Consider the following 22,972-nt stretch of genomic DNA (forward strand, 5'->3'; position numbering starts at 1 on the left):
CTACGTTCCAAGGCCTTAATGCACCAGGTGCCCATGAAACGGTTGGCTTGCTCACTGGGATGGACAACGCTGCTAGTGCTCACAGCGCAGTCTGCAAAGAGCGACCCCATCGAATATCAATGTTTTGAGCGGAGCACGCGACGTCCGGTGGCGGCAAGCCTTGTCGACCTCAGCACGCCCGAGGTGAGCTGCGAGCCCACCACACTGAAACCCCCAAGCGTTGCAACCCCGGAGCCAGAGGTCAGCACCGGCCCCAGCCCTTACGTCGACATCACACCCGACCCGGAGTCCGTGAATCTGTTTGTCCGCAACAATCCTCTTTCGGCAAGACGTGCCCTGAATCTGGCCCGCGGGGCCGCAACTCGGCGTAATGGCGGCCTGCGGGTCTATCGCCCGGGGACCTGCATGTTTGGGAGTGCGACTAACAATCCTTGCCTCGTCCATGCAGGTCCAGAAGGCTTTGAATTCAAGATTCCTGGCGGTACACCCGGCTGGGAACAGGCCGGAGATCCTCCATCCCTGACAACGCGGATCCTGGTCGCAGCCGATGGCCGCGCATTACTGCAGAGCGACCAATCAGAAGCCGTTATCCCTTGAGCTTTTGACTAAGGATCTGATTGGCCAATTTGGGATCAGCCTTGCCGCCGGTTTTCTTCATCAGCTGGCCCACAAAGAAGCCCTGCAGTTTGTTTTTTCCGCCACGGAATGCCTCTACCTCATCAGGGTGAGCAGCCAGAAGCTCTTCCACGATCGCGGTGATCGCTGCCGGATCACTGATCATCCCCAGTCCACGTTCATCCACAATCGCCTTAGGGGAACCACCCTTCTCAAGAAGCTCGGGGAGAATTTCCTTGGCAATCTTTCCGCTGATCTTGCCGCCATCAATCAGCTTGACCATCTCCGCCAGCTGTTCAGGTCGAAAGGCCAATTCAACGAAGTTCAAACGATTGCTATTCACATAAGCAGCGATATCACCGGTAATCCAATTCGCTGAAAGCTTGGCGTCTGCCCCAGCAGCAACAACGGTTTCGAAATACTGCGCCATCGAACGTTCGTCCGTCAGCACACGCGCGTCGTACTGAGAGAGCCCAAGGGCATCGGCATAACGATGACGCTTGGCCGATGGCAGTTCAGGTAGATCACTCCTCCAGGCTTCGCGCTGCTCAACGCTCACCTCAATCGGGCCAAGATCCGGATCAGGGAAATAGCGGTAGTCGCTCGCTCCCTCCTTGCTGCGCATGCTCTTGGTGAGCTGCTTGCTCTCGTCCCAAAGGCGCGTTTCCTGAACGATCGGTTCACCGGTTTCATAGGCCTTGATCTGACGCTGAATCTCGTATTCGCAAGCCTTCTGGATGGCCGAAAACGAGTTCATGTTCTTGATCTCCACCTTCGTGCCAAAGGGTGCATCGGGGCCGCGACGCACGGAGATGTTGACGTCGCAGCGCAGGGAGCCCTCCTGCATATTTCCATCACTTACGCCTAAGTAGCGCATGATCCGGCGGATCTCAGAGGCGTATTCCGCCGCTTCCCGGCCGTTGCGCAAATCGGGCTTGCTCACGATCTCGGCTAGGGCCACACCCGCTCGGTTGTAATCCACGAGCGAATGCGTCGAGCCCGCCAGGCGATCGCTTCCGGCGTGCACCAACTTGCCAGCGTCTTCCTCCATGTGCAGGCGCTCGATTCCGATCTTTTTCAGATAGGTGTCTTTTCCTTTTTCAGCAACTTCCACCTCGATCCAACCCTCCTCTGCGATCGGCTCATCGAATTGAGAGATCTGATAGTTCTTCGGAAGGTCTGGATAAAAATATTGCTTGCGATCGAATTTGCTGTGTTCAGCAATATTCAGGTTCAGCGCCATCGCAGCCTTAACGGCGTACTCGAGCACTTTTTGATTCAAAACCGGAAGCGTGCCTGGGAGGCCACACACCACCGGATCGATATGAGTGTTGGGGTCATCCCCGTAAGTCGTGGAAGCGGACGTGAAAATCTTGCTGTTGGTGCCCAACTGCACATGGGTCTCAAGACCGATCACGGCCTCCCAAGGCAAAAGGGTTGCTGCAGTTGCCGCCATCAGCTTTGAACGTCGTTAAACCATCTCAATCCTATGGAAGAGAAGGAAGACGCCATCCTGTTGCAAGAATTTCAGCGTGGTGGAGCTGCGGAATCAACCATGAGCAACCAGCAAGTGCTGATCCTTGGCGGCGGACTGATGGGCCTCGCCATTGCCCATCAGCTCGCCCGACGCGGCCGTGCTGTCACCGTGCTGAGCAGGCGTAGAAACGAAGCCGCTGGTTTTGTCGCAGCTGGCATGCTGGCCCCTCACGCCGAAGGGTTGACTGGCGATCTCTTGCGACTTGGCCAACTGAGCCTGGAGCGCATTCCCCGCTGGGTTGCCCAGATTGAAGCCGATAGCGGACTGCCCTGCGGACTTCGCGCCACAGGAATTGTGGTTCCCTTCAAAGATGCGAATGAAAGGGATCGGTATCCAACCACCGCCTTTGGAGTAGCCCTGAACCGTCAACGACTTGAGCAACTACTGCCAGGTATCGCACCGGCCTGGCAGGCCGGTCTCCTTTTCGACCAGGACGGGCAAATTGATAATCGCCGTCAACTCATGCGCGCCTTAGAAAGTGCCTGTGTGGATCGGGGTGTGCACTTCCAGGAAGGCGTGGAAGTTCTCGAGCTACTGAAACAAGACGGACAGCTCACAGGGGTTCGAACCCGAGATTCAGAGGGAATCCTTTCGACTCTTAACTGCGATACAGCTGTCCTCTGCAGCGGAGCATGGAGCGCTCAGTTGCTTCCTGAGTTGCCGGTGTTTCCAGTTAAAGGACAGATGGTGTCACTACAAACCCCACGTGGCGCACTCAGGCACATCATTTTTGGACCGGGCACCTATTTGGTCCCTAGGGAAGATGGTCTCGTCGTCGTAGGAGCGACCTCAGAACCAGAGGCTGGCTTCAAAGAAGGGTTGACGCCCCAAGGACAACAAAGTCTCAACCAAGGGATCGCCTCCCTGCTTCCCGATGCTGTGAACTGGCCGCCGATGGAGCGTTGGTGGGGATTTCGTCCCTGCACTCCGGACGAGGGCCCACTGCTGGGGCAAGGCCCAATCCCTGGGCTTTGGCTGGCCTGCGGCCATCACCGCAATGGCGTGTTGCTAGCAGCAATCACAACAGAATTGTTGGCAGACACGATCACCGGCCATGCCACAAGTTCTGAAGCCATGAGGCTGCTCAGAGCCTTCCGCTGGGACCGATTCAGTGACTGAATCTCTAAAAAAAAGCCCTCGAGGATGAATCCCGAGGGCAAGCAGGCAAGAAACCTATGGGAACGAAGAGCGATCAGCCCTCGACACGCCAGCTTTGATCGGAAGGTGTCCAATCGCTCAATTCCGAAGGCTGGAACCAAAGCCCAATTTCAAACACAGCTGTTTCTGGTGCATCAGAGCCATGGATCACGTTGCGACCGATGTTGACCGCCAAATCGCCACGGATCGTTCCAGGCTCTGCTTCCAGAGGCTTTGTGGCACCAATCAGCTTGCGAGCACTGGCGATCACTCCATCGCCCTCCCACACCATGGCCACCACTGGGCCTGAGGTAATGAAGTCCACCAAACCAGGAAAGAAGGGACGTTCTTTGTGCACTCCGTAGTGCTGTTCAGCCAGCTCACGGCTTGGGGTGAGCTGCTTCAGCCCCACCAACTTGAAGCCCTTGCGCTCAAAGCGACCCAGGATCTCGCCTACAAGACCGCGTTGAACGCCGTCGGGCTTGATAGCAATGAAAGAGCGTTCGGCAGCCATAACGTTGAAAAAACCGTCGTCATCGTCAACGCCAGATGCCCTAATTGGCAAGCACCGGTGTGGCAATGGGGGTGAAGCTCCTTAGATTCCCCCCATCTGATCGATGTCCGTTTCCATGGTGCTCGCCGATTCCATCACCTGGACGGGGAGCTATAGCGCCCAGCTTTATGGGCTGGAACGCTGGGGTGATCCTTACTTCTCCATCAACCCACGCGGGCATGTGAGCGTGCAACCACGCGGAGACCGGGGCGGCAGTCTTGACCTGATGGAGCTGGTGGCTGGCCTGCAGGACCGCAGCCTTGGGCTGCCCCTCCTGATCCGCTTCGACGACATTCTCGAAGACAGGTTGGAACGGCTGCACGCCGCATTCGAACGGGCCATTACTACCTACGACTACGACGGTCGCTACCAGGGAGTCTTCCCTGTGAAATGCAACCAACAGCGCCACGTGGTGGAAGAACTAGTGACTTGCGGGAGGCGTTGGCATTTCGGACTAGAGGCAGGCAGCAAAGCCGAACTTCTGATCGCTCTTTCATTGATGGATGACCCTGAGGCCCTTCTGATCTGCAACGGCTACAAAGATCAGCGGTACATCGAAACCGCCATCCTCGCCAGACGTCTTGGCCGAAGGCCAGTCGTGGTGATCGAACAACCGGACGAAGTTCAGCGCATCATCGATGCCAGCCAGGAGCTCGGAGCCGCACCGCTCATCGGCATTCGCGCTCGACTCTCCAGCCGCAGCACCGGGCGTTGGGGTAGCTCCGTAGGAGATAAAGCGAAATTTGGGCTCCCCGCCCCCGAAATCATTAGCGCAGTTGAGGCCCTGCGTGACGCCAACCTGCTCAGTGAGCTGCGCCTTCTGCATTTCCATGTGGGCAGCCAAATCAACGACATCGCCGTTGTGAAAGATGCCTTGCAAGAGGCCTCGCGTTTGTATGTGGAACTGCACGCCCTTGGCGCGCCGATGGGCTACTTGGATGTAGGCGGTGGTCTTGGGATCGACTACGACGGCAGTCGCACCGCCACGGCGGCCTCAACCAACTACTCCCTGCAGAACTACGCCAACGACGTTGTTGCCACCGTGAAAGAAGGGTGTGAACCCAACAACATTCCCGTACCAACGCTGGTGAGCGAAAGCGGGCGAGCGATCGCGAGTCATTTCTCAGTGCTCGTGTTCAACGTTCTCGGTAGCGGTGGCCTGCAGCAACCTGCACCGCCAGTTGAACAGGATGAACCTCTGATCGTTCGCAATCTGCGCGACACCTTTCAAGGCATCGAAGCCTTACCCACCGACACTCCTGTTGACCCATCTCGCCTACAGGAAGCCTGGAACGATGCGCTCAAGTTCAAAGAAGACGCTTTAGCCGCATTCCGGCTCGGCTATCTGAGCTTGAAAGAACGGAGCATGGCGGAACAACTCACCTGGGCGTGTGCCAGAGCATTGCTCGACCGTTTATCTGATGACACAAAACTGCCCGACGACCTCAAAGCACTTCCAGCTGTCTTAGCGGAAACCTATTACGCCAACCTGTCGATCTTCCGCTCTGCTCCAGACACCTGGGCGATCCAGCAACTCTTTCCCTTGATGCCGCTGCATCGTCTCAACGAAAAGCCCACAAGACTTGGCCATTTCGCCGATTTGACGTGCGACTCCGATGGCAAGCTCAACCGATTCATCAACGACGGCCAGCACAAGCCCCTGCTGGAACTACATCCACTCAAGCCAAATGAGCCCTATCTGATCGGAATGTTTCTCGGTGGTGCGTATCAAGAAGTAATGGGCAACTTGCATAACCTGTTCGGAAGCACCGATGCCGCTCACATCCGCCTAGCCCCAGGCGGTGAATACCAAGTGGATCATGTTGTTCGTGGCGACACCAACGCCGACGTGCTGGAAATGATGGAACACGACCCAGATCAACTCCTGGAACGGTTGCGCATGGCCAGTGAGAAAGCAATCAGCAGTGGACAGCTGCGTATCAGCGAAGCAAGGCGATTAATGGATCACCTTGAAAGCAGCTTGCGCCAAAGCACCTATTTGCAAAGTTAAAATTATGCACACACGAGACGAAAATGAGCACTTGCTAATACTTATTGGATCCAATTCGAGATCTAAATGCGACTGACAGAGCAAAACGATTGTCAACCCTGAAGGCAATTCTTAGGTGAACACACAAGTTTCGGGTTCATAATGACGAAACCGCATTTTTAGAATGCAACTCAAATTGCACGAACGTCTTCAGAATTTGAAGATGGTGGCCAGCCTCGCCACATTTCTAAAAAATCCAGGCTCCCTCGACAGCATCTTTGCCATATCCAACAGCGTCAAAGATGGACCACTGGGCGAGCAAACCGTCCGCCACCTTCTCTCGAATCCCCAGTTCAAAGCCCTCGTCGACGAGGGCTGGCGACCCAATCAGATTGACCTACAAAAGCTGAAAACCCTGCCGGAGGGCAGCCTCGGACGTTGCTATGCCAATCAGTTAATCAGCATGGGCATCACACCCGACACCCTGATCGATCCCTCGCCTGTGACGAACGCAAACGAGTTCGTGATTCACCGGCTCAAGGAAACCCATGACATTGTTCATGTACTGACAGGGTTTGGCATTGATGGCATCAGCGAAATAGGACTTCAGGGCTTCAACCTGGCTCAGAACCGCTCGCCTCTTGCGGTCATGCTGATTTTCGGATCGATGCTCAGCAGCCTGCAAGACGATGCACCACTCGAGCCCCTACTGCGCGCACTCGCCCATGGATTCCAGATGGGACTTGATGCAGAACTCGTTGTGAGCCGAAAACTAGAAGAAGGCTGGGAGCGGCCACTGAAAGAGTGGCGCGAGGAGTTAAAGCTTCCCTTAGACACTGAAGATTGAACGGCATCAACAAGGGCAACTGTTAGGCCCCTGCAGCATGCATTTTGATCGCAGAAATATCGAAGAAATAAGGCAGCTCTCACCAGGTGGTGAGAGCCATCAAAGTCATCCCAAATGATGTTTTAAATCGTCGCTAGCCGCCTCTAGCGCCCCATCCAGAGCGGCTCCATCGCGTCCGCCCGCCTGAGCCAGATTCGGCCGACCGCCGCCACCGCCGCCGCAGAGCTTGGCAATCGAACCAATGAACTTGCCCGCCTGCTGACCTTGAGCGATCACGGCTTTCCCAAACGCTGCCACCAAAATCACCTTGCCTTGGTCGCTCGGATCAGGCAAACCTCCCAACACAACAGCAGTGGAATCACCCAACTGATCCAGCAATCCCAAAGCGGCGCCCTGTAAGCCATCACCATCCACACCATCAAGACGGGCCACCAACAACTGATAGTCACCAACAGCAATGGCTTGGGTTGCCAAGGCCGCTGACTTCGCGACCGCTAATTCAGCCCGTGCTGCAGTCAACGCTTTTTGGTTGCTCTTCAGTTCCTCCTGCAACGCCGACACGCGCTCGACGATCTCACCAGGCTGCGCCTTAAAGCGATCACCGAGCTGCTTGACCACAACCTCACGCTCATTGAGATACGCCAGCACAGAAGCACCAGCCACCGCTTCAATCCTGCGGATCCCAGCAGCAACACCGCTCTCGCTCACGATCTTGAACAAACCAATCTCGGCTGTGTTGCTCACATGCGTGCCACCACACAGCTCCATCGACACACCAGGAACGTCAACCACGCGCACCACATCGGCATACTTCTCGCCAAACATCGCGACGGCACCAGCAGCCTTGGCTTGTTCAATCGCCATCTCATTGACGTCAAGACGGTGCGCATCGCTGATCCAGTCGTTAATCAAGGTTTCGATCTGCTCAAGCTCCGCTGGCTTCACCGCCCGCGGACAGTGGAAGTCGAAGCGCAGCCGCTCGAAATTGACCAGTGAGCCAGCCTGGCCAATGCCTGCATCCACCACCTGTTTGAGTGCCGCTTGAAGCAAGTGAGTGGCCGTGTGATTCGCTTGAGCACGGCGTCGGCAGGCGCGGTCGACTTGACCATGCACCACATCACCAACTCCGAGACGGCCACGTTGAACCCTGCCGCTATGCACAAACACCCCGCGGTTGCGGCTGACGCCCTCAATCACGACGATCAAACCGTTGCCATCAGGGCCATCACCCACCAAAAGACCGCGATCACCCACCTGTCCACCGCCCTCTCCATAAAACGGTGTGCTGTCCAGCAGCACCTGCACCGCATCGCCATCCGCGGCTGATGCAGCGGCTTCACCGTTGACCAATAAGGCCTGCACGGTGCTGCTGGACAGGGCTATCAGTTCATATCCCTCAAACGCCGTGGCATTGAGATCGGCCGCCACTTGATCGATCGCATCCTGCAGCGTGAGGTCAATACTGACCGCTGCAGCCTTGGCCCGCTGACGCTGTTGCTCCATCGCTTGCTCGAATCCGGCCAGATCCACATCAAGGCCCTGCTCTTCAGCAATTTCCTGGGTGAGCTCCAGGGGGAAGCCGTAGGTGTCATAGAGCTCAAATGCTTGTGCTCCACTGATCTGTTTGGGCTTGCTTTCGAGAACGTCTGCCAGCAGCTTCTCCCCGCGCTCCAAGGTTTCCAAAAAGCGCGACTCCTCCCTCTGAAGCTCAGCCAAGATCACCTCTTGCCGCTCAAGCACCGACGGATGAGCGTCCTGGAGGAGCGCGATCGAAGCCTGTCCCATCGTGACAAGGAAAGGCTTGTGAATGCCCAACAAACGGCCGTGCCGCACCACCCGGCGCAAGAGACGACGCAGGATGTACCCCCGTCCCAAGTTGCTCGCCGTAACGCCATCACAAATCAGCTGCGTCACAGCACGGCTGTGATCACCAATCACCTTGAGAGACGTTTGTTTTGCATCGTCGAGCTGGTGGTAGTCGACCCCAGCAAGATCAGCAGCCACTTGAAGCAGCGGAAAAATCAGGTCTGTTTCATAGTTGTTGGGAACCCTCTGCAGGATCTGAGCCATCCGCTCCAGGCCCAGACCGGTGTCGATGTTCCGGTTCGCGAGCGGCGTGAGGGTGCCCTCAGCGTCGCGGTTGTATTGCATGAACACCAAGTTGTAGAACTCGATGAAGCGGTCGTCGTCCTCGAGATCAATGCCTTGATCACCAAGTTCAGGCTTGAAGTCGTAGTAGATCTCCGAACAGGGACCGCAGGGACCGGTCGGGCCAGACGCCCAAAAATTGTCGGCTTCGTCCATGCGGATGATCCGCTTGGGGTTCACCCCCACCACATCACGCCAAATCTGTTCAGCCTCATCGTCTTCTCGGAAGACACTCACCACCAAATGCTTGGGGTCGATACCAAAGACATCCGTACTCAGCTCCCAGGCCCACTCAATCGCCTGCTGCTTGAAGTAATCGCCGAAGGAAAAGTTGCCGAGCATCTCGAAAAACGTGTGATGCCTCGCCGTACGGCCCACGTTCTCGATGTCGTTGGTGCGAATGCACTTTTGGCTACTGGTGGCCCGCGGCGCTGGCCGCTTTTGCTGCCCGAGAAAGACCGGCTTAAACGGCAACATCCCCGCAATCGTGAGCAAGACCGTGGGATCCTCAGGAATCAAGGAGGCGCTTGCCATCACCTTGTGGCCCCGCTCTTCGTAGAAGCTCAGGAATGCCGCCCGAATTTCAGCACCTGTGCGAGGGGTGGCAGCAGCGGATCGCGACGAACGTGCAACAGCCATGGCGGATTCCGCTTCAACAACAGATCGAAAGGCCATGATCGCCCCTGAGCCGCCGCGCCCCGTCGTCGCACCGTCTCCTGCCACCGACAGCCGTGATCGCCTGCGCCGCCTCTCCGTGGGCTGGGCCTGCCTTGCTGGCCTAACAGCAGGCCTTTGCAGCCTTCCATTTGGCCTTGAAATGGCGGTCCGATCCTGTGGCTGCGGATTGTTTTATGGCCTTCTGGCCTTCCATCTGGAGCGGGTGGACTCCAACGACTCCCACCTACGCGCAGGTCTCGTGGGAGCGGTCTGTGGGTTACGAAGCCTGGGGATGTCGTTACCTTCCCCCTTGGCAGGGGCCGATGCCCTGGCAGTATTGGTATTGGATCTCCTCATTGGGTGGTTGCCGTTGATCGGCAGTGCACTCGTGCTTTACGGAACCCAACGCATGTTCTCAGCGTCGCGGCCATGAGCCTGCTGCACGCCACCTGGCTTCCGGCCATTCGTACTCCTGCCAGCTCTGGACGAGCTGCCCTGTTGGTGTGGGCTGATACTTGGCGGGTTGCCGAACCTGCAGGCCCAAGTACAACCCCTGCGCTTCACCCCTTCACCCTCAGCCCAGATGATCTCAGGGCCTTGCTAACGGAAAGGGATCTCTTGCCCGACGGCATCATTGATGCCACGGCATGCCTCACCCTGCCGAGCCGCAGTGTGAAGCCCCGAAAGAAACGCGGAACAGAGACCAGCGGCACTGAAGAACCAGGCTGGACAGGCCTTCCCTTGCAAGCTGGAGAGCCGATCCCGAAACAAACAGAGTGGTGGCCTTGGCAGGTTCAGGGCCTCGCCATAGAACCCATGGCGGCTACTGCCTGGCTCTCCAAACTTCCTCTTTCAGGACGACATCCTGAGTTGGCTGATGAGTTGCGCTGGTGGAGTCACATGCAGCGTTGGTCCCTCAGCCTCGTCGCCCGAAGCCGCTGGCTCCCCCAAGTGGAGCTGAGCAAGGGCGAGGGTTATCCCCATCGCGCCCGCTGGGTGCCGCTCCTGAATCGGGAAGAAGACCGTCGCCGTCTTGAGGACCTCGCTTCAGGGCTCCCTCTCGTTGCCACCTGCGCCCTGCCTTGGCGAGAACCAACGGGCAAACGCAGCAACCGGATTACCAGGCTTAGACCAGAAGCCATGCGCGCCGCGAATCCGGTGGCTTGCTGCCGGCCTCGCAGCGGACGACTACGGGTTGCCACGCTTTTAGCTGACCTGATGGACGCGCAGCTGCGCAAGGGCTTTACCCCTGACCATGAAGGCTTGGACCCCTTGCTCCGCGCCTGGGAAGAGGCCTTGAGCTCGGATACAGGGGAGCTCCAACTCAGCGATGAAGACACCGAGCGCCTCGCCACCGCTAGTCATCATTGGCGTGAAGGGGTCGCTGGAAATGTGGCAGCAGCCCGCGCCTGCTTGGAGCTAGCTACACCAGCGGACGATGAAGACCTTTGGCCACTGCGCTTCTTTCTGCAAGCGGAAGCAGATCCAACCCTCAAGCTGCCCGCTGGAGCGGCCTGGGCTGCAGGCCCCAGCGGCCTCCAACTCGGGGAAATCAAGGTGGATCACCCCAGCGAAGTCTTGCTCGAGGGCATGGGACGGGCCCTGACCGTGTTCCAGCCGATCGAACGCGGACTGGACAGCGCCACGCCAGAGAGCATGCAGCTCACACCAGCTGAAGCGTTTGTTTTGGTGCGCACAGCAGCCCGACAACTACGGGATGTGGGCGTTGGCGTTGACCTACCACCAAGCCTGTCTGGAGGGCTGGCCAGCCGGCTTGGCCTCGCCATTAAGGCAGAACTCTCCGAGCGTTCTCGAGGCTTCACACTCGGCGAAAACCTTGACTGGAACTGGGAACTGATGATCGGCGGTGTGACGCTGACCCTACGAGAGCTTGAGCGATTGGCTGGAAAGCGCAGTCCTCTGGTGCGTCACAAAGGCGCTTGGATCGAACTACGCCCCAATGACCTAAAAAATGCTGAGCGCTTTTGCGCCGCCAATCCAGACCTAAGCCTCGACGACGCGCTTCGACTCACCGCCACCGAAGGCGACACGATGATGCGCCTGCCCGTGCATCAATTTGACGCCGGTCCGCGCCTGCAAGCCGTGCTGGAGCAGTACCACCAGCAGAAAGCGCCAGACCCACTCCCCGCCCCCGAAGGATTTTCGGGTCAACTCAGGCCCTATCAAGAGCGAGGTCTCGGCTGGCTTGCCTTCCTGCATCGCTTCGACCAAGGCGCCTGCCTGGCCGATGACATGGGCCTCGGCAAAACCATCCAGCTGCTGGCCTTTCTGCAGCACCTCAAGGCAGAAAACGAACTCAAGCGCTCGGTGCTTTTAATTGCACCCACATCCGTGCTCACCAACTGGAAGCGGGAGGCAACAGCGTTCACACCTGAGCTCAATGTGCTTGAGCACTACGGTCCAAAACGCCCCAGCACCCCAACAGAACTGAAGAAGGCGCTGAAGGATGTGGATCTGGTGCTCACCAGCTATGGCCTATTGCAACGCGACAGTGAGCTGCTCGAAAGTCACGATTGGCAAGGTCTCGTGATCGATGAAGCGCAGGCAATCAAAAACCCCTCTGCAAAGCAAAGCCAAGCCGCCCGTGACCTAGCCCGCCCGAAAAAGAACAGCCGTTTTCGCATCGCACTCACTGGCACACCAGTGGAAAACCGCGTCAGCGAGCTCTGGGCCCTGATGGACTTCCTCAACCCACGGGTGCTGGGAGAAGAAGAGTTTTTCCGTCATCGCTATCGCATGCCGATTGAGCGTTATGGAGACCTGTCATCCCTGCGCGACCTCAAAGCCCGTGTGGGACCGTTCATCCTTAGGCGACTGAAGACCGACAAAGCGATCATCTCGGATCTGCCCGAGAAGGTGGAATTGAGCGAATGGGTGGGTCTGAGCAAAGAGCAGAAGTCGCTGTATGCCAAAACCGTTGAAGACACCCTGGATGCCATTGCGCGCGCACCGCGCGGCAAACGTCATGGCCAGGTGTTGGGGCTGCTCACCAAGCTCAAGCAGATCTGCAACCACCCTGCCCTTGCCCTCAAGGAGCAGGGTGCCAGCGAGGATTTCCTCAAGCGGTCCGTGAAGTTGCAACGCCTCGAAGAAATCCTTGACGAGGTGATGGAAGCTGGAGATCGAGCTTTGCTGTTTACCCAGTTCGCGGAATGGGGCAAGTTGCTCCAGGATTATTTGCAACGACGCTGGCGCAGTGAAGTGCCCTTTCTCAGCGGCAGCACCAGCAAAAGTGAACGGCAAGCGATGGTCGATCGCTTCCAGGAGGATCCGCGCGGGCCTCAGCTTTTCCTCTTGTCACTGAAGGCTGGCGGCGTTGGCCTCAACCTCACTCGCGCCAGTCATGTCTTTCACATCGACCGCTGGTGGAACCCCGCCGTTGAGAATCAAGCCACGGACCGTGCTTATCGCATCGGCCAAACGAACCGCGTCATGGTGCATAAATTCATCACCAGCGGCTCCGTTGAGGAGAAAATTGACCGGATGATTAGAGAGAAGTCCAGACTGGCTGAAGACATCATTGGCTCCGGCGAAGACTGGCTTGGGGGCCTTGAGATGGGACAACTCAAAGAACTCGTGAGCCTGGAGGACAACCAAGCATGAGCATCACCCCACCAGGCGGCATCAACACCTCGATCAGTGACGACGGTCTCTCCCAGCAACCCTGGTGGGTTGAGCAGTGGATGGAGCTCATCAATTCCTACCGCTTCAAAAAGCGCTTGGAGCGGGCCTGGGCCTACGCGCGAGAAGGTCATGTGAACTCGATTCGCTTTGAAGGCAGGCGGGTGCATGCCCGCGTGCAAGGCACCGACGAAGACCCTTACAAGGTGAAGCTCTGGCTCGACGTTCTGAAAGATGAGGACTGGCGCTACGTGCTCGAAGCGCTCACGATGAAGGCCCGCTGGTCCGCTCAACTGTTGGCCGGGATCATGCCTGCCGACATCGAGCGGGCCTTCGCTGCCAGTGGTCGTCGCCTGTTCCCCTTCAAGCTTCAAGAGGTGAGGAGCGAATGCAGCTGTCCAGACAAAGCCAACCCTTGTAAACACATCAGCGCCGTTTACTTCTTGATGGGAGAACGGTTCAGCGAAGATCCATTTGTGTTGTTTCAGCTGCGTGGTCGCACCCGAGCGAAGTTGCTGGAAGACCTGGCGGCGTATCGCCTACAAGCCATTGCTGAGAGCGCAAACCAGCACGACAACGCAGAAGCGCTTGCGATCGACGTCACCAGTAGCGAACTCAATCCCCCCCATCCCGCGGTTCTCGATCCAACGCTTTGGTGGCGCTACGACGCTGGCCTCGACGGAGACCTGGTGGTGATCACTCCAGCGATGGAAGGGGACACGGGACTGGACGCGGCAGGTGAACTGCCTCTGGCCGAAGAGCCTCGCTTCCCGGAGGCCCGCCCCCGTTTCTTGCAGCACCTGCGCGACCAGGGACAAGCCATGGCGCAACAGGCCATGTTGGAGGCGATGGCAGCGGGGAATTAAGCCATGACGGGCATGATTCCAAGCACCAGCGCTCCCTGGTTGAGAGCCGATACCCAGGCATTAATCAACCGCTTGCTGATCTCCTACCAAAAGGCCTTTGCTCACCCCCTACTGGTGTGTGATCAGGGCATCCAGTTCGATCGAACCGCAGCGCAAGAGCTTTTCGCGAGCCCCATTGCCGTGTTGGCTCATGACCACAGCGCTGATCCCTTGCTGACCTATGCCAACGGCGCAGCCCTGCGGATCTGGGGGCACAACTGGGCAACCATGGTGGGCATGCCCTCCAGGCTGACTGCTGAAGAAAGTGCGCGAGGCGAGCGTGCAAGCGCCCTTCAACAAGCCCATCAAAATGCTGGCTTTAAAGGCTATTGCGGGATTCGAATCAATCAAGCGGGTAGGCGTTTCATGATCCACAACGCTCGAATCTGGCCCCTATGGAATGAAAGCAATGCGGTCTGTGGTCAGGCCGCTGCTTTTTCCAGCTGGTGGTGGCTTTAATCACTGAAGTGAACAGATTGACTGCTGATTCAGGCACCCCAACCGAAAGCCGACCAACCGATAAACAGCAGGCTGAAGCCTGTCAAAAAGGCCAAACCAAACCAAGTAAGCACTCGCATGGCAGGACCATCGCGATGCTCCACAGCCACCAAGTCACTGTTCATCGTGTCCATCGCCATCCAGGCAAATAAGGGAGCAGTCAGAAAGCTTCCTGTCATCGCACCGAAGACAAAATCTTTCACTCCAATCACTCCACTGAACGCAAACAGCAGGGCCACCAAGGCGGCCAGTAGATGCAGCACCAACCACACAGACAGCCGACGCTGCTGAGAAGCTGAGGCCAAATCACCTCGATCGGACCCCTGCAGCAAGCCTTGGATCGCTGAAATACTGCGTGGGTATGCATCTAAACAGGTGAGCGTGGTACTAAACATTGCTGCGAATGCCGCCGGGACAATCACCCATGCAGCCCAGCCACCCATCGCTTCGGTGTAGAGGCGAATGAGGTTCTGAGCAAACGACACCCCACTGCCCGCAAACATTCCCTCACCGGTGCCATACATCGTGTAAGCGCCCAGAATCACAAAGAAAACAGCCGTCACAACAGTGACCGCATAGCCAAGGTTGAAATCAAATTCGGCCTCCTTCAAAGACGCCGAATGCTTGCTGTCTTGGGCGCGAGAGAACATCCACAACGACGGCCACACGCACATCTCCACCGGACCGGGCATCCAGCCCATAAGGGGAATCAGGAATGCCAAGTTTGCCGCTGTCCAGGGAGAGGGAGTCGTGCCCACCCAGGTGGCTGCCACATCCCCAACAGAGCCGCGGAACAACAAAGTCAACGCTGCCACTCCGGAAAGAATGGTCAACAGAACCACCAGCACTTTCGAAAGACGATCCAGCGCCCGGTAGTGCCCCAGCAGAAGGATCAAGCCACTCACTGCCAGCACGGCGATGGCCAAGCCGAACGTATTGAAATTCGCCAAAAGCGGCACATTGGTCAGCAAGAGCCCCGCCACAAAGCTGACCGCCGCGATTGTGAGCGTTCCGGTCACCAGACTGACCAGGAGATAAAGCGGGAGGTAGAAGCGATTACGGCGCTGAAACCCCTCCAATAACGTCAATCCAGTGACTGCGGTAAAGCGTGTGCCCACTCGCAGGAATGGATACTTCACCAAATTGGTGAGCAGGATCAGGCCCAACAACGCAAAGCCAAACCTGGCCCCAGCCGTTGTGGACGACATCAAGTGAGACCCGCCAATACAGGCCCCCGCCATCAAAATCCCCGGCCCTAGGCTCTGCCTGAGACCAGCTGCCGAACGTGAGGCGGAGGTAGCCATAGAAAGACGAATGGTTGCTAGACATCCTCCTGCCAAGCCTCACGCAATGGACCATCCGTTCATCGGTCGAGATCAAAATGCTGCACAATCTGAATGCGCATCCGTAGCGGTCGAACACGAATGAAGCCAGAAAGCCAAGCTTGCCTTATGAACAAGGCCTCAATCTTCTTCGTTTGCAATGTCCTTTGCGATGAGATCTAAGCAGTTTGCAGGCGAGACAGTTCGCTTTTCAATGAGAGGCGATTTGAGCCATCTCCATCACAGTTCGGCTCTCACGACTTCTCAGTAGCAGCAACCGAACCTGGTGGTCTAGGCCGTACCGAAAAGGGCGGTTCTTACACTCCCAGTTGAGATCAATTCAGCGCAGATTGACGTTGCGGGAAACACAAACCTCCTGAATTTCACAGCCAATTTGAGATTGACCCATGATCACCCTTCGTACATCACCCTTTGATTTGCTGGATCGCCTTGAACAGCAAGTTTCACAAGCTGAACGCGTTCCTGCTGCTGAAGTGATCGAAACCAACACCAGCTACACCGTGCGACTGGAACTCCCAGGCGTCGACCACGAGTCCATTGATGTCAAAGCCACAGATCGATCGCTTGTGATCAGTGCTGAACGACAACCCACCATCCCCGTTGAAGACAACACAACCCCAACCGAAGTAGACGCAGAAGCCAATGCGCAGCAGCTGCTCAGCGAGTTCCGGACGGGCACATGGAGTCGCAGTTTTCGCTTCGCCAAGCCGCTCGATCGCGACCAACTGGAAGCTTCCTATCGCGACGGCATTCTTGAGATCAGGGCTGCAAAAAGCGACAACCGCACCACCGTGTCGGTGAAGGTGGAAAGCTGAAACACCCTGGTGAACACCAGTTCAAGACAACGAATACAACGGAAAAGAGGTACTGGGCTCCTCGCCATGGCGGGGGGCCTTTTTTAAGGCAGCGACGGCAACTGCTGGGCCCTGATGCTCTGATCTGGTTTGGCCTGGGGTCCTTGCCTTTCGTTGGCTTGCAGGTGGCCGTTTTGGCTTTAATCATCGCCGTACCTGACCTGGTGGACTGGTTCCCGCGTCTTGCCGCAGCAATGACACCCAAGCCGCAGACCTGATCTTCTCCGTAGAGTTCAGGTCAGCGAGTAATTGCTATGGCCACCTCAAGCTTGAAGCCATCAGTGACTGCGTCAAGCACCAGTCCGAGGCTCTCCCTTCAATCGGAAGTGATTGCGGCTGACAGCAGCACGATTCGTTCCCTCGACTGGGAGCGAAGCCGTTTCGATATTGAATTTGGCCTGCGCAACGGCACCACTTACAACGCCTTTCTAGTGCGGGGTGACCGCACCGCCCTGATTGACACGAGTCACGCCAAATTTCGCGACACCTGGCTGCCGCTTCTGAAAGAGCAAGTCGATCCGCAACAGATCGATTACCTGATCGTGAGCCATACCGAACCGGACCACTCAGGACTGATTGGAGACCTGATTGACCTGAACCCTGAGATCGAAATTGTTGGATCCAAGGTGGCGATTCAATTCCTCAAAGACCAGGTCCATCGGCCGTTCCGCTCCCGAGCCGTCAAAAGCGGAGAAGAGCTTGATCTCGGCATCAATCCTGAGAGCGGCGTGCAGCATCGCTTTGAGTTTTTAAGTGCACCCAACCTGCACTGGCCGGACACAATTTTTTCGTTTGATCACGGCAGCGGAATCCTCTACACCTGCGATGCCTTTGGGCTGCACTACTGCTCAGAAGACGTTTTTGATAGCGATCCTGGCGCGATTGCACCGGATTTCCGCTTCTACTACGACTGCTTGATGGGGCCCAATGCCCGCAGCGTGCTTCAAGCCCTTAAGCGTATGGATGGTCTGCCCGAGATCAACACGATCGCGGTAGGTCATGGCCCTTTGCTTCGCCATCACCTCAGCCACTGGATCAACGATTACCGCGAATGGAGCGGGCAACGCAATAAAGGCGAGAGTTACGCAGCCGTTTGTTATTTGAGTCAATACGGCTTCTGTGATCGGCTCAGTCAGGCGATCGCCCACGGCATCGGCAAAACCGAGGCCCAGGTTCAACTTGTTGATCTACGTGCCACCGATGCCCAAGAGCTCACAGCCCTGATCAGCGAAGCCAAGGCCGTGGTGGTTCCCACCTGGCCAGCGAACGCAGATGCTGAGCTGCAAAGCAGCATTGGAACCTTGTTGGCTGCCTTAAATGGCAAACAGCTGGTGGGCGTTTACGACGCCTTTGGTGGAGATGACGAGCCGATCGATTCCGTGGCCGTACAACTACGCAGCCAAGGACAGAAGGAGGCCTTTTCACCCCTGCGCATTCGCCAGCTTCCTTCAGGTGGCGACTATCAGCGCTGCGAAGAATCAGGCACCGACCTAGGCCAACTCTTAACGCGCGACAAAACGATCGCAGCAATGAAGAGCTTGGATGGCGATCTCGACAAAGCCCTAGGCCGTCTCAGTGGCGGGCTTTATGTGGTCACGGCCAGCCAAGGCGACGGTGAAAGCCTGCGCCGTAGCGCGATGGTGGCGAGCTGGGTCAGTCAGGCCAGTTTCAGTCCACCAGGCATCACCGTGGCCGTGGCCAAAGACAGGGCGATCGAGGCTCTGATGCAGGTTGGCGACAAATTTGTGCTGAATATTCTCCGAGAGGACAACCATCAACAACTTCTCAGGCATTTTCTTAAACGCTTCCCGCCCGGCGCCGACCGTTTCGCTGGCATCAATGTGCTGGAGGCGGAAGCCGAGGGTGGCCCCGTTCTCGGAGATGCACTGGCCTACCTGGGCTGCCGCGTGGAACAACGCATGGAAGGCCCCGATCACTGGGTGATCTATGCCGTGGTGGAACAGGGGAACGTGGCCGATGCAAACGCCATGACCGCCGTCCATCACCGCAAAGTGGGGAATCACTATTAATGGCGACATCCAACCTCGAGGCCCCTGCAGCAGCGACCCGGCAAGTGATCAGCCTGCCCATCGATGAAGGACTCACTTGCCTGCGGGGGCTGAGTCCCCAACGGCTCCGATTCGAATTGGAATATGCGCTGGAACGGGGCAGCACCGCCAACAGTTTTCTGTTTGATGCCGGCACGGATCGCGAAGGTCAGCACCAGGCCGCACTGCTCGTGCATCCTCCCGGCAAGGCTTACGACAAGGCCTTCCTCACGGCTCTTGCTGGTCTCCTTCCAGCCCAAACCACTGCACTCAAGGTTGTCGTTGGCCACGTCAACCCCAACAGGGTGGCACTACTGCGTGATCTTGCAGGCCTGTATCCCGAGCTCGAACTGATTGCCTCCAACGCTGGAGCCAAGCTCCTGGGGGAACTCTGGTCACAACGCAAACCTGCAGCGCCAGGACAGGAGAGCGAACAGCCAGCCATCCCCGACCTGCCGCCCATCCAGGTGATCCGCCAAGAGCAAACCCTGTCTCTCAGTCGTCACCACCAGCTTCAACTCGTTCCCGCTCCCACCCCCCGATGGCCCGGGGGCCTGCTCGCGTTTGAAGAGTCCATCGGACTTCTGATGAGCGGCAAGCTGTTTTCGGCGCACATCTGCACTCATGAATGGGCTGAGTCCGGACGCAGTGCAACGGAAGAAGAGCGGCGTCACTTTTATGACTGCCTGATGGCACCGATGGCGGGCCAAGTGGACTCGCTTGTGGAGCGTCTGGAAGAGCTGGACATCACCACGGTGGCGCCCGGCCACGGTCCAGCCATCGACACCAGCTGGCGCAGTTTGTTCAATGACTACCGCCGCTGGGGAGAAAGCCAACAGCAAGCCAGCTTGTCTGTTGCACTGCTCTTTGCCAGTGCTTACGGAAACACGGCTGCCATTGCTGATGCCTTAGCTCAAGGTGTTGGTCGTACTGGGATTCGCATTACCAGCCTCAATTGTGAATTCACACCTCCTGACGAACTCATCAACACGATCAACCAAGCAGACGGCATTTTGATCGGCTCACCAACGCTTGGTGGCCATGCGCCAACGCCAATCGTCTCGGCTTTGGGGACGCTTCTTGCCGAAGGAGACCGCAGTAAACCCGTGGGCGTGTTTGGCAGCTTTGGCTGGAGCGGTGAAGCCATCGACCTGCTGGAGAACAAGCTTCGAGACGGCGGATTTCACTTTGCGTTCGAGCCGATCCGAGTGAAATTCAGCCCCGATGCAGCGATGATTCAAACCCTCGAAGAAACCGGCACCCGATTTGGTCGCGAGTTGCATCGAGAGCAACGCAAACAGCAACGTCGCAGCGGCGGTGGACTCAGTGAAAGCCGCAGTGACCCTGCCGTGCTGGCCCTGGGTCGGGTCGTGGGATCTCTCTGCGTTCTCACCGCCCGAAAGGGTGAGCTCTCCGGCGCCATGATTGCAAGCTGGGTCACCCAAGCCAGTTTCACTCCTCCGGGATTCACCGTGGCAGTCGCCAAGGATCGAGCCGTTGAGGCCCTCCTGCATATCGGCGATTGCTTCGCCTTGAACGTGCTCGCCGAAGGGCGCGAGAGCGGGCCCATGAAGCAATTCCTCCAACCGTTTGAGCCGGGAGCTGATCGCTTTGCCGGCCTGGAATTGAAGGCCACTCCAAGTGAACAGCCCTTACTCCCAGACGCCTTGGCGTGGATGGAAGCAACGGTGAAGCAACGCATGGAATGCGGGGATCACTGGCTGATTTACGCCGAGGTCTCCCATGGAGGCGTGCTCGATTCCGAAGGCGGTACCGCAGTGCATCAGCGCCGCAGTGGCGCGAATTACTAACGGACTGCACCAATCAACCCCATCGACCCCTAGCGCTAACTCATAGCGAGTATGAGATAGCGCTAGTATCAAATGATCGACCAAGGAGCCAATGGATCTTTCCAAGCCGTACACCCAGGCCAACATCGAAGCTGCCTTTGGCGGCGAAAGCATGGCCAATCGCAAATACCTGTTCTTTGCCGATGTCGCCAAGAAACTCGGTCGCACCGATCTCGCCAAGCTCTTCCGCGACACCGCCGCCCAAGAAACAGAGCACGCGTTTGCTCACTTCCGCCTGCTCCATCCGGAGCTCGTGTTCAGCGACCCCAGTGCACTCAGCGACGACGACAAACAGGCCTTGCTCACGCGCTGCCTTGAGCTTGCCATCGAAGGCGAAACCTACGAATACACCACCATGTATCCGGAGTTTGCTGAGCAAGCCCGCAACGATCGCGATCACGGAGCTGAAGCTGAGTTCAACGAACAGACCAGCGAATCCAAAGATCACGCGGGCATCTTTAAAACAGCTGCCAAGAACTTCGGCCTACTCACGCCCATCGAACAGCACCATGCCGAGTCGTATGGCGTTGCCCTTGAAGCACTTCAAGGCAAGGGTCAAGCGGGACAGGCCGATGAGCCGGTAGCCGGCAAATGGATCTGCAAGGTGTGCTCGATGATTTATGACCCTGCTGAGGGCGATCCCGACTCCGGAATTGAGCCAGGCACACCTTTCGAAGCGATTCCAGATGATTGGTCCTGCCCCATTTGCGGTGTTCGTAAAGCCAGCTTTGTGCCCTATCGAGAAGCGGAATTGAAGTCGGCCTAACGCTCGCCCGAGGTCCGTCAACGGGTAGTCCACCCGTGGCGGCACCTCGGGATCAATCGTTCGCACCACCTATCCAGCGGCAGCGAGCTCAGCAGAAACGGGCAGGTCTGCGACGGCAGCCATGACAAGGATGCAGAGACATCAGGCAAAATTCAGCGGGCATGGTGGAAATTCTGGGCATGAACAGAGCAAACACGCGCGATGTGTTGGTGATCACCGCAAGCAATGGCGAAAACCTCAAGCTGGCCCAGCGCTTCGTTGAGACAGCAGGGACCCTGGGCCAATCAGCCCACCTGCTCGATCTCACGACCATCGATCTGCCCTTGTTCACCCCCAGGGCTCAAACGCAAGGAACGCCGGAGGCGCTCGCCCCACTCGAGGCTCAGCTGATGGCCTCTCCCCGTTGGGTGATCTGCGCACCCGAATACAACGGCTCGATTCCACCCTGCCTCACCAATGCCATTGCCTGGCTGTCTGTACAAGGCGACGACTTCCGGACGCTCTTCAATGGTCGGCCGATCGCAATCGCCACCTTCTCAGGAGGCGGAGGTATGGAACTCCTTTTGTCTCTTCGCATCCAGCTCACGCACCTCGGTGCTGAAGTGGTGGGTCGTCAATTACTCAGCAATCACTCCAAACCAGCCAAAGACGAGAGCATCCAGGACCTGCTGCAACGTTTAGGACAAAAACAACCGATTCAATGACTCCGCCCACACGGCACGATCTCAATCTCGGGCGACACCGCAGCGTCCCAATCAGATCTTTCTAGCGGCGGATGGGCTTGAATTTCATGCAAGTCAAGCAGGCAGACATCAAAACCATGCCTCGAACGATCAAACAGACTCACTCCTGCTTGGGTTGAGCTAAACGAGTGATTATTAATACAACAAGCTCAAAGCCTTTGTTGTAACAAATGCCATCAAAATGAATTTCATTCAACGCTTAACAGGCCAGATATCTGACCGAGCCATCAAAAACATTCAAACACTGACAATTAAAAAGCGAAACCTAAAGAAAACAAGCTGATGGCACTTAAACCTGCTTTTTTGCCTTGAAATAACTCACATAACCACCCATTAACCCCAGCATCCATGGGATTTCTTGGCGAGCCGCAATTCGCTGTGCGCTACCGCGGATTCATTCTTTTGCAACAGCCGAATCAGAGCTGGTTGGTTCGGCCAGAACGGAGTCCCATGCAGCTTCTTCCATTTAGGACAACGATTTGTTCACTTGAAGATGCAAAATCACTCGTGGACTGGAAGCTCAGAACCAGCCCAGACTTAATAGAAGTTGCCTAATTAAAAACTGTTTTAAGCCGCTTGTGGAGGCGTGGGTGATCCATGAGGCTGCAATGGCAACACCAAGGTTGCCCAACGTTCTGGACGCTGGGGGCGTTCACGACGGGGACGACGCACTCCAAAAGGAACGCGCACCACGTTGGTGCCCTCAATAGCAAGCGTATGCCCCCTGCCCAACGCTGCCTGCAGGCACTCGGGGAGATCAGGCAGCTGAAGAGAATCGCCTGATGCAGTTGGAGTTACCGCTCCTTGACCATGAATGTTGGAAATGTCGCTGCTCATGT

General features: G+C 57.2%; 19 protein-coding genes. 14 read left to right on the top strand and 5 right to left on the bottom strand.

Annotated features, from left to right (window positions below):
• The first annotated feature begins 18 nt into the window (after positions 1-18).
• On the top strand, positions 19-597 hold the full coding sequence (locus SynPROS91_RS11350; RefSeq protein WP_255439786.1) for a hypothetical protein: 579 nt from the start codon (positions 19-21) through the stop codon (positions 595-597).
• Here SynPROS91_RS11350 and gatB read toward each other — a convergent pair.
• Positions 587-2,071 (bottom strand): Asp-tRNA(Asn)/Glu-tRNA(Gln) amidotransferase subunit GatB, encoded by a 1,485-nt coding sequence (gene gatB, locus SynPROS91_RS11355; RefSeq protein ID WP_186516965.1) that lies wholly within the window; start codon positions 2,069-2,071, stop codon positions 587-589. The two genes, SynPROS91_RS11350 and gatB, sit on opposite strands and share 11 nt — an antisense overlap.
• A gap of 99 nt (positions 2,072-2,170) precedes the next feature.
• On the opposite strand from gatB, the gene thiO reads away from it, so the two are divergent.
• The gene (gene thiO / locus SynPROS91_RS11360) at positions 2,171-3,271 is read left to right on the top strand and encodes a glycine oxidase ThiO (RefSeq protein WP_186519775.1); all 1,101 of its coding nucleotides are present in this window, start codon (positions 2,171-2,173) and stop codon (positions 3,269-3,271) included.
• Between the two features lie 73 nt (positions 3,272-3,344).
• Here the strand turns inward: thiO and ndk are convergent, their stop codons facing one another.
• Positions 3,345-3,803 carry a nucleoside-diphosphate kinase gene (ndk, locus tag SynPROS91_RS11365; protein WP_186516967.1) on the bottom strand — a complete coding sequence of 153 codons (459 nt, stop codon included), beginning with the start codon at positions 3,801-3,803 and terminating at the stop codon, positions 3,345-3,347.
• Positions 3,804-3,906: 103 nt separating this feature from the next.
• On the opposite strand from ndk, the gene speA reads away from it, so the two are divergent.
• Both speA and SynPROS91_RS11375 read left to right on the top strand, forming a co-directional pair.
• Positions 3,907-5,853 carry a biosynthetic arginine decarboxylase gene (gene speA, locus SynPROS91_RS11370; RefSeq protein ID WP_370586771.1) on the top strand — a complete coding sequence of 649 codons (1,947 nt, stop codon included), beginning with the start codon at positions 3,907-3,909 and terminating at the stop codon, positions 5,851-5,853.
• 163 nt (positions 5,854-6,016) lie between these two features.
• Complete coding sequence (locus SynPROS91_RS11375) at positions 6,017-6,679, top strand: Coq4 family protein (protein ID WP_186516969.1); 663 nt, start codon at positions 6,017-6,019, stop codon at positions 6,677-6,679.
• A 105-nt stretch (positions 6,680-6,784) separates the two neighbouring features.
• Here SynPROS91_RS11375 and alaS read toward each other — a convergent pair whose 3' ends face one another.
• Positions 6,785-9,466, bottom strand: a complete 2,682-nt coding sequence (gene alaS, locus SynPROS91_RS11380; RefSeq protein ID WP_186519779.1) for an alanine--tRNA ligase — start codon at positions 9,464-9,466, stop codon at positions 6,785-6,787.
• Positions 9,467-9,500: 34 nt separating this feature from the next.
• Here alaS and SynPROS91_RS11385 point away from each other — a divergent pair, with 34 nt between their 5' ends.
• From SynPROS91_RS11385 to SynPROS91_RS11400, 4 genes are read left to right on the top strand one after another with little or no spacing between them, the layout of a single operon-like run.
• Positions 9,501-9,917 (top strand): hypothetical protein, encoded by a 417-nt coding sequence (locus SynPROS91_RS11385; RefSeq protein WP_186519781.1) that lies wholly within the window; start codon positions 9,501-9,503, stop codon positions 9,915-9,917.
• Complete coding sequence (locus tag SynPROS91_RS11390; protein ID WP_186516971.1) at positions 9,914-13,108, top strand: DEAD/DEAH box helicase; 3,195 nt, start codon at positions 9,914-9,916, stop codon at positions 13,106-13,108. The genes SynPROS91_RS11385 and SynPROS91_RS11390 overlap by 4 nt, the downstream gene beginning before the upstream one ends.
• Positions 13,105-13,992, top strand: coding sequence for an SWIM zinc finger family protein (locus SynPROS91_RS11395; RefSeq protein WP_186516973.1), 888 nt, complete (start codon positions 13,105-13,107; stop codon positions 13,990-13,992). Before SynPROS91_RS11390 ends, SynPROS91_RS11395 begins: the two co-directional genes overlap by 4 nt.
• A 3-nt stretch (positions 13,993-13,995) precedes the next feature.
• Positions 13,996-14,490 (top strand): MEKHLA domain-containing protein, encoded by a 495-nt coding sequence (locus SynPROS91_RS11400; protein WP_186516975.1) that lies wholly within the window; start codon positions 13,996-13,998, stop codon positions 14,488-14,490.
• A 29-nt stretch (positions 14,491-14,519) separates the two neighbouring features.
• Here SynPROS91_RS11400 and SynPROS91_RS11405 read toward each other — a convergent pair whose 3' ends face one another.
• A complete protein-coding gene (locus tag SynPROS91_RS11405; RefSeq protein ID WP_186516977.1) occupies positions 14,520-15,833 on the bottom strand; it encodes an NRAMP family divalent metal transporter in 1,314 nt (437 codons plus the stop codon).
• Between the two features lie 425 nt (positions 15,834-16,258).
• Here SynPROS91_RS11405 and SynPROS91_RS11410 point away from each other — a divergent pair, with 425 nt between their 5' ends.
• From SynPROS91_RS11410 to SynPROS91_RS12295, 6 genes are all read left to right on the top strand, one after another.
• Positions 16,259-16,687, top strand: a complete 429-nt coding sequence (locus SynPROS91_RS11410) for an Hsp20/alpha crystallin family protein (RefSeq protein ID WP_186516979.1) — start codon at positions 16,259-16,261, stop codon at positions 16,685-16,687.
• A gap of 293 nt (positions 16,688-16,980) precedes the next feature.
• On the top strand, positions 16,981-18,756 hold the full coding sequence (locus SynPROS91_RS11420) for a diflavin flavoprotein (protein WP_186516981.1): 1,776 nt from the start codon (positions 16,981-16,983) through the stop codon (positions 18,754-18,756).
• A complete protein-coding gene (locus SynPROS91_RS11425) occupies positions 18,756-20,585 on the top strand; it encodes a diflavin flavoprotein (RefSeq protein WP_186516983.1) in 1,830 nt (609 codons plus the stop codon). Before SynPROS91_RS11420 ends, SynPROS91_RS11425 begins: the two co-directional genes overlap by 1 nt.
• A gap of 91 nt (positions 20,586-20,676) precedes the next feature.
• Positions 20,677-21,390: a rubrerythrin family protein gene (locus SynPROS91_RS12330; protein WP_186516985.1), complete on the top strand. Its 714-nt coding sequence runs from the start codon at positions 20,677-20,679 to the stop codon at positions 21,388-21,390.
• A 179-nt stretch (positions 21,391-21,569) separates the two neighbouring features.
• Complete coding sequence (locus tag SynPROS91_RS11435; protein WP_186519783.1) at positions 21,570-22,094, top strand: NADPH-dependent FMN reductase; 525 nt, start codon at positions 21,570-21,572, stop codon at positions 22,092-22,094.
• A 387-nt stretch (positions 22,095-22,481) separates the two neighbouring features.
• Complete coding sequence (locus tag SynPROS91_RS12295) at positions 22,482-22,688, top strand: hypothetical protein (RefSeq protein ID WP_255439787.1); 207 nt, start codon at positions 22,482-22,484, stop codon at positions 22,686-22,688.
• A gap of 12 nt (positions 22,689-22,700) precedes the next feature.
• Here the strand turns inward: SynPROS91_RS12295 and SynPROS91_RS11440 are convergent, their stop codons facing one another.
• Positions 22,701-22,970 (bottom strand): hypothetical protein, encoded by a 270-nt coding sequence (locus tag SynPROS91_RS11440; protein WP_186516987.1) that lies wholly within the window; start codon positions 22,968-22,970, stop codon positions 22,701-22,703.
• Between the last annotated feature and the right edge of the window lie 2 nt (positions 22,971-22,972).

The sequence above is a fragment of the Synechococcus sp. PROS-9-1 genome, from assembly GCF_014279775.1.
Lineage (GTDB): Bacteria > Cyanobacteriota > Cyanobacteriia > PCC-6307 > Cyanobiaceae > Synechococcus_C.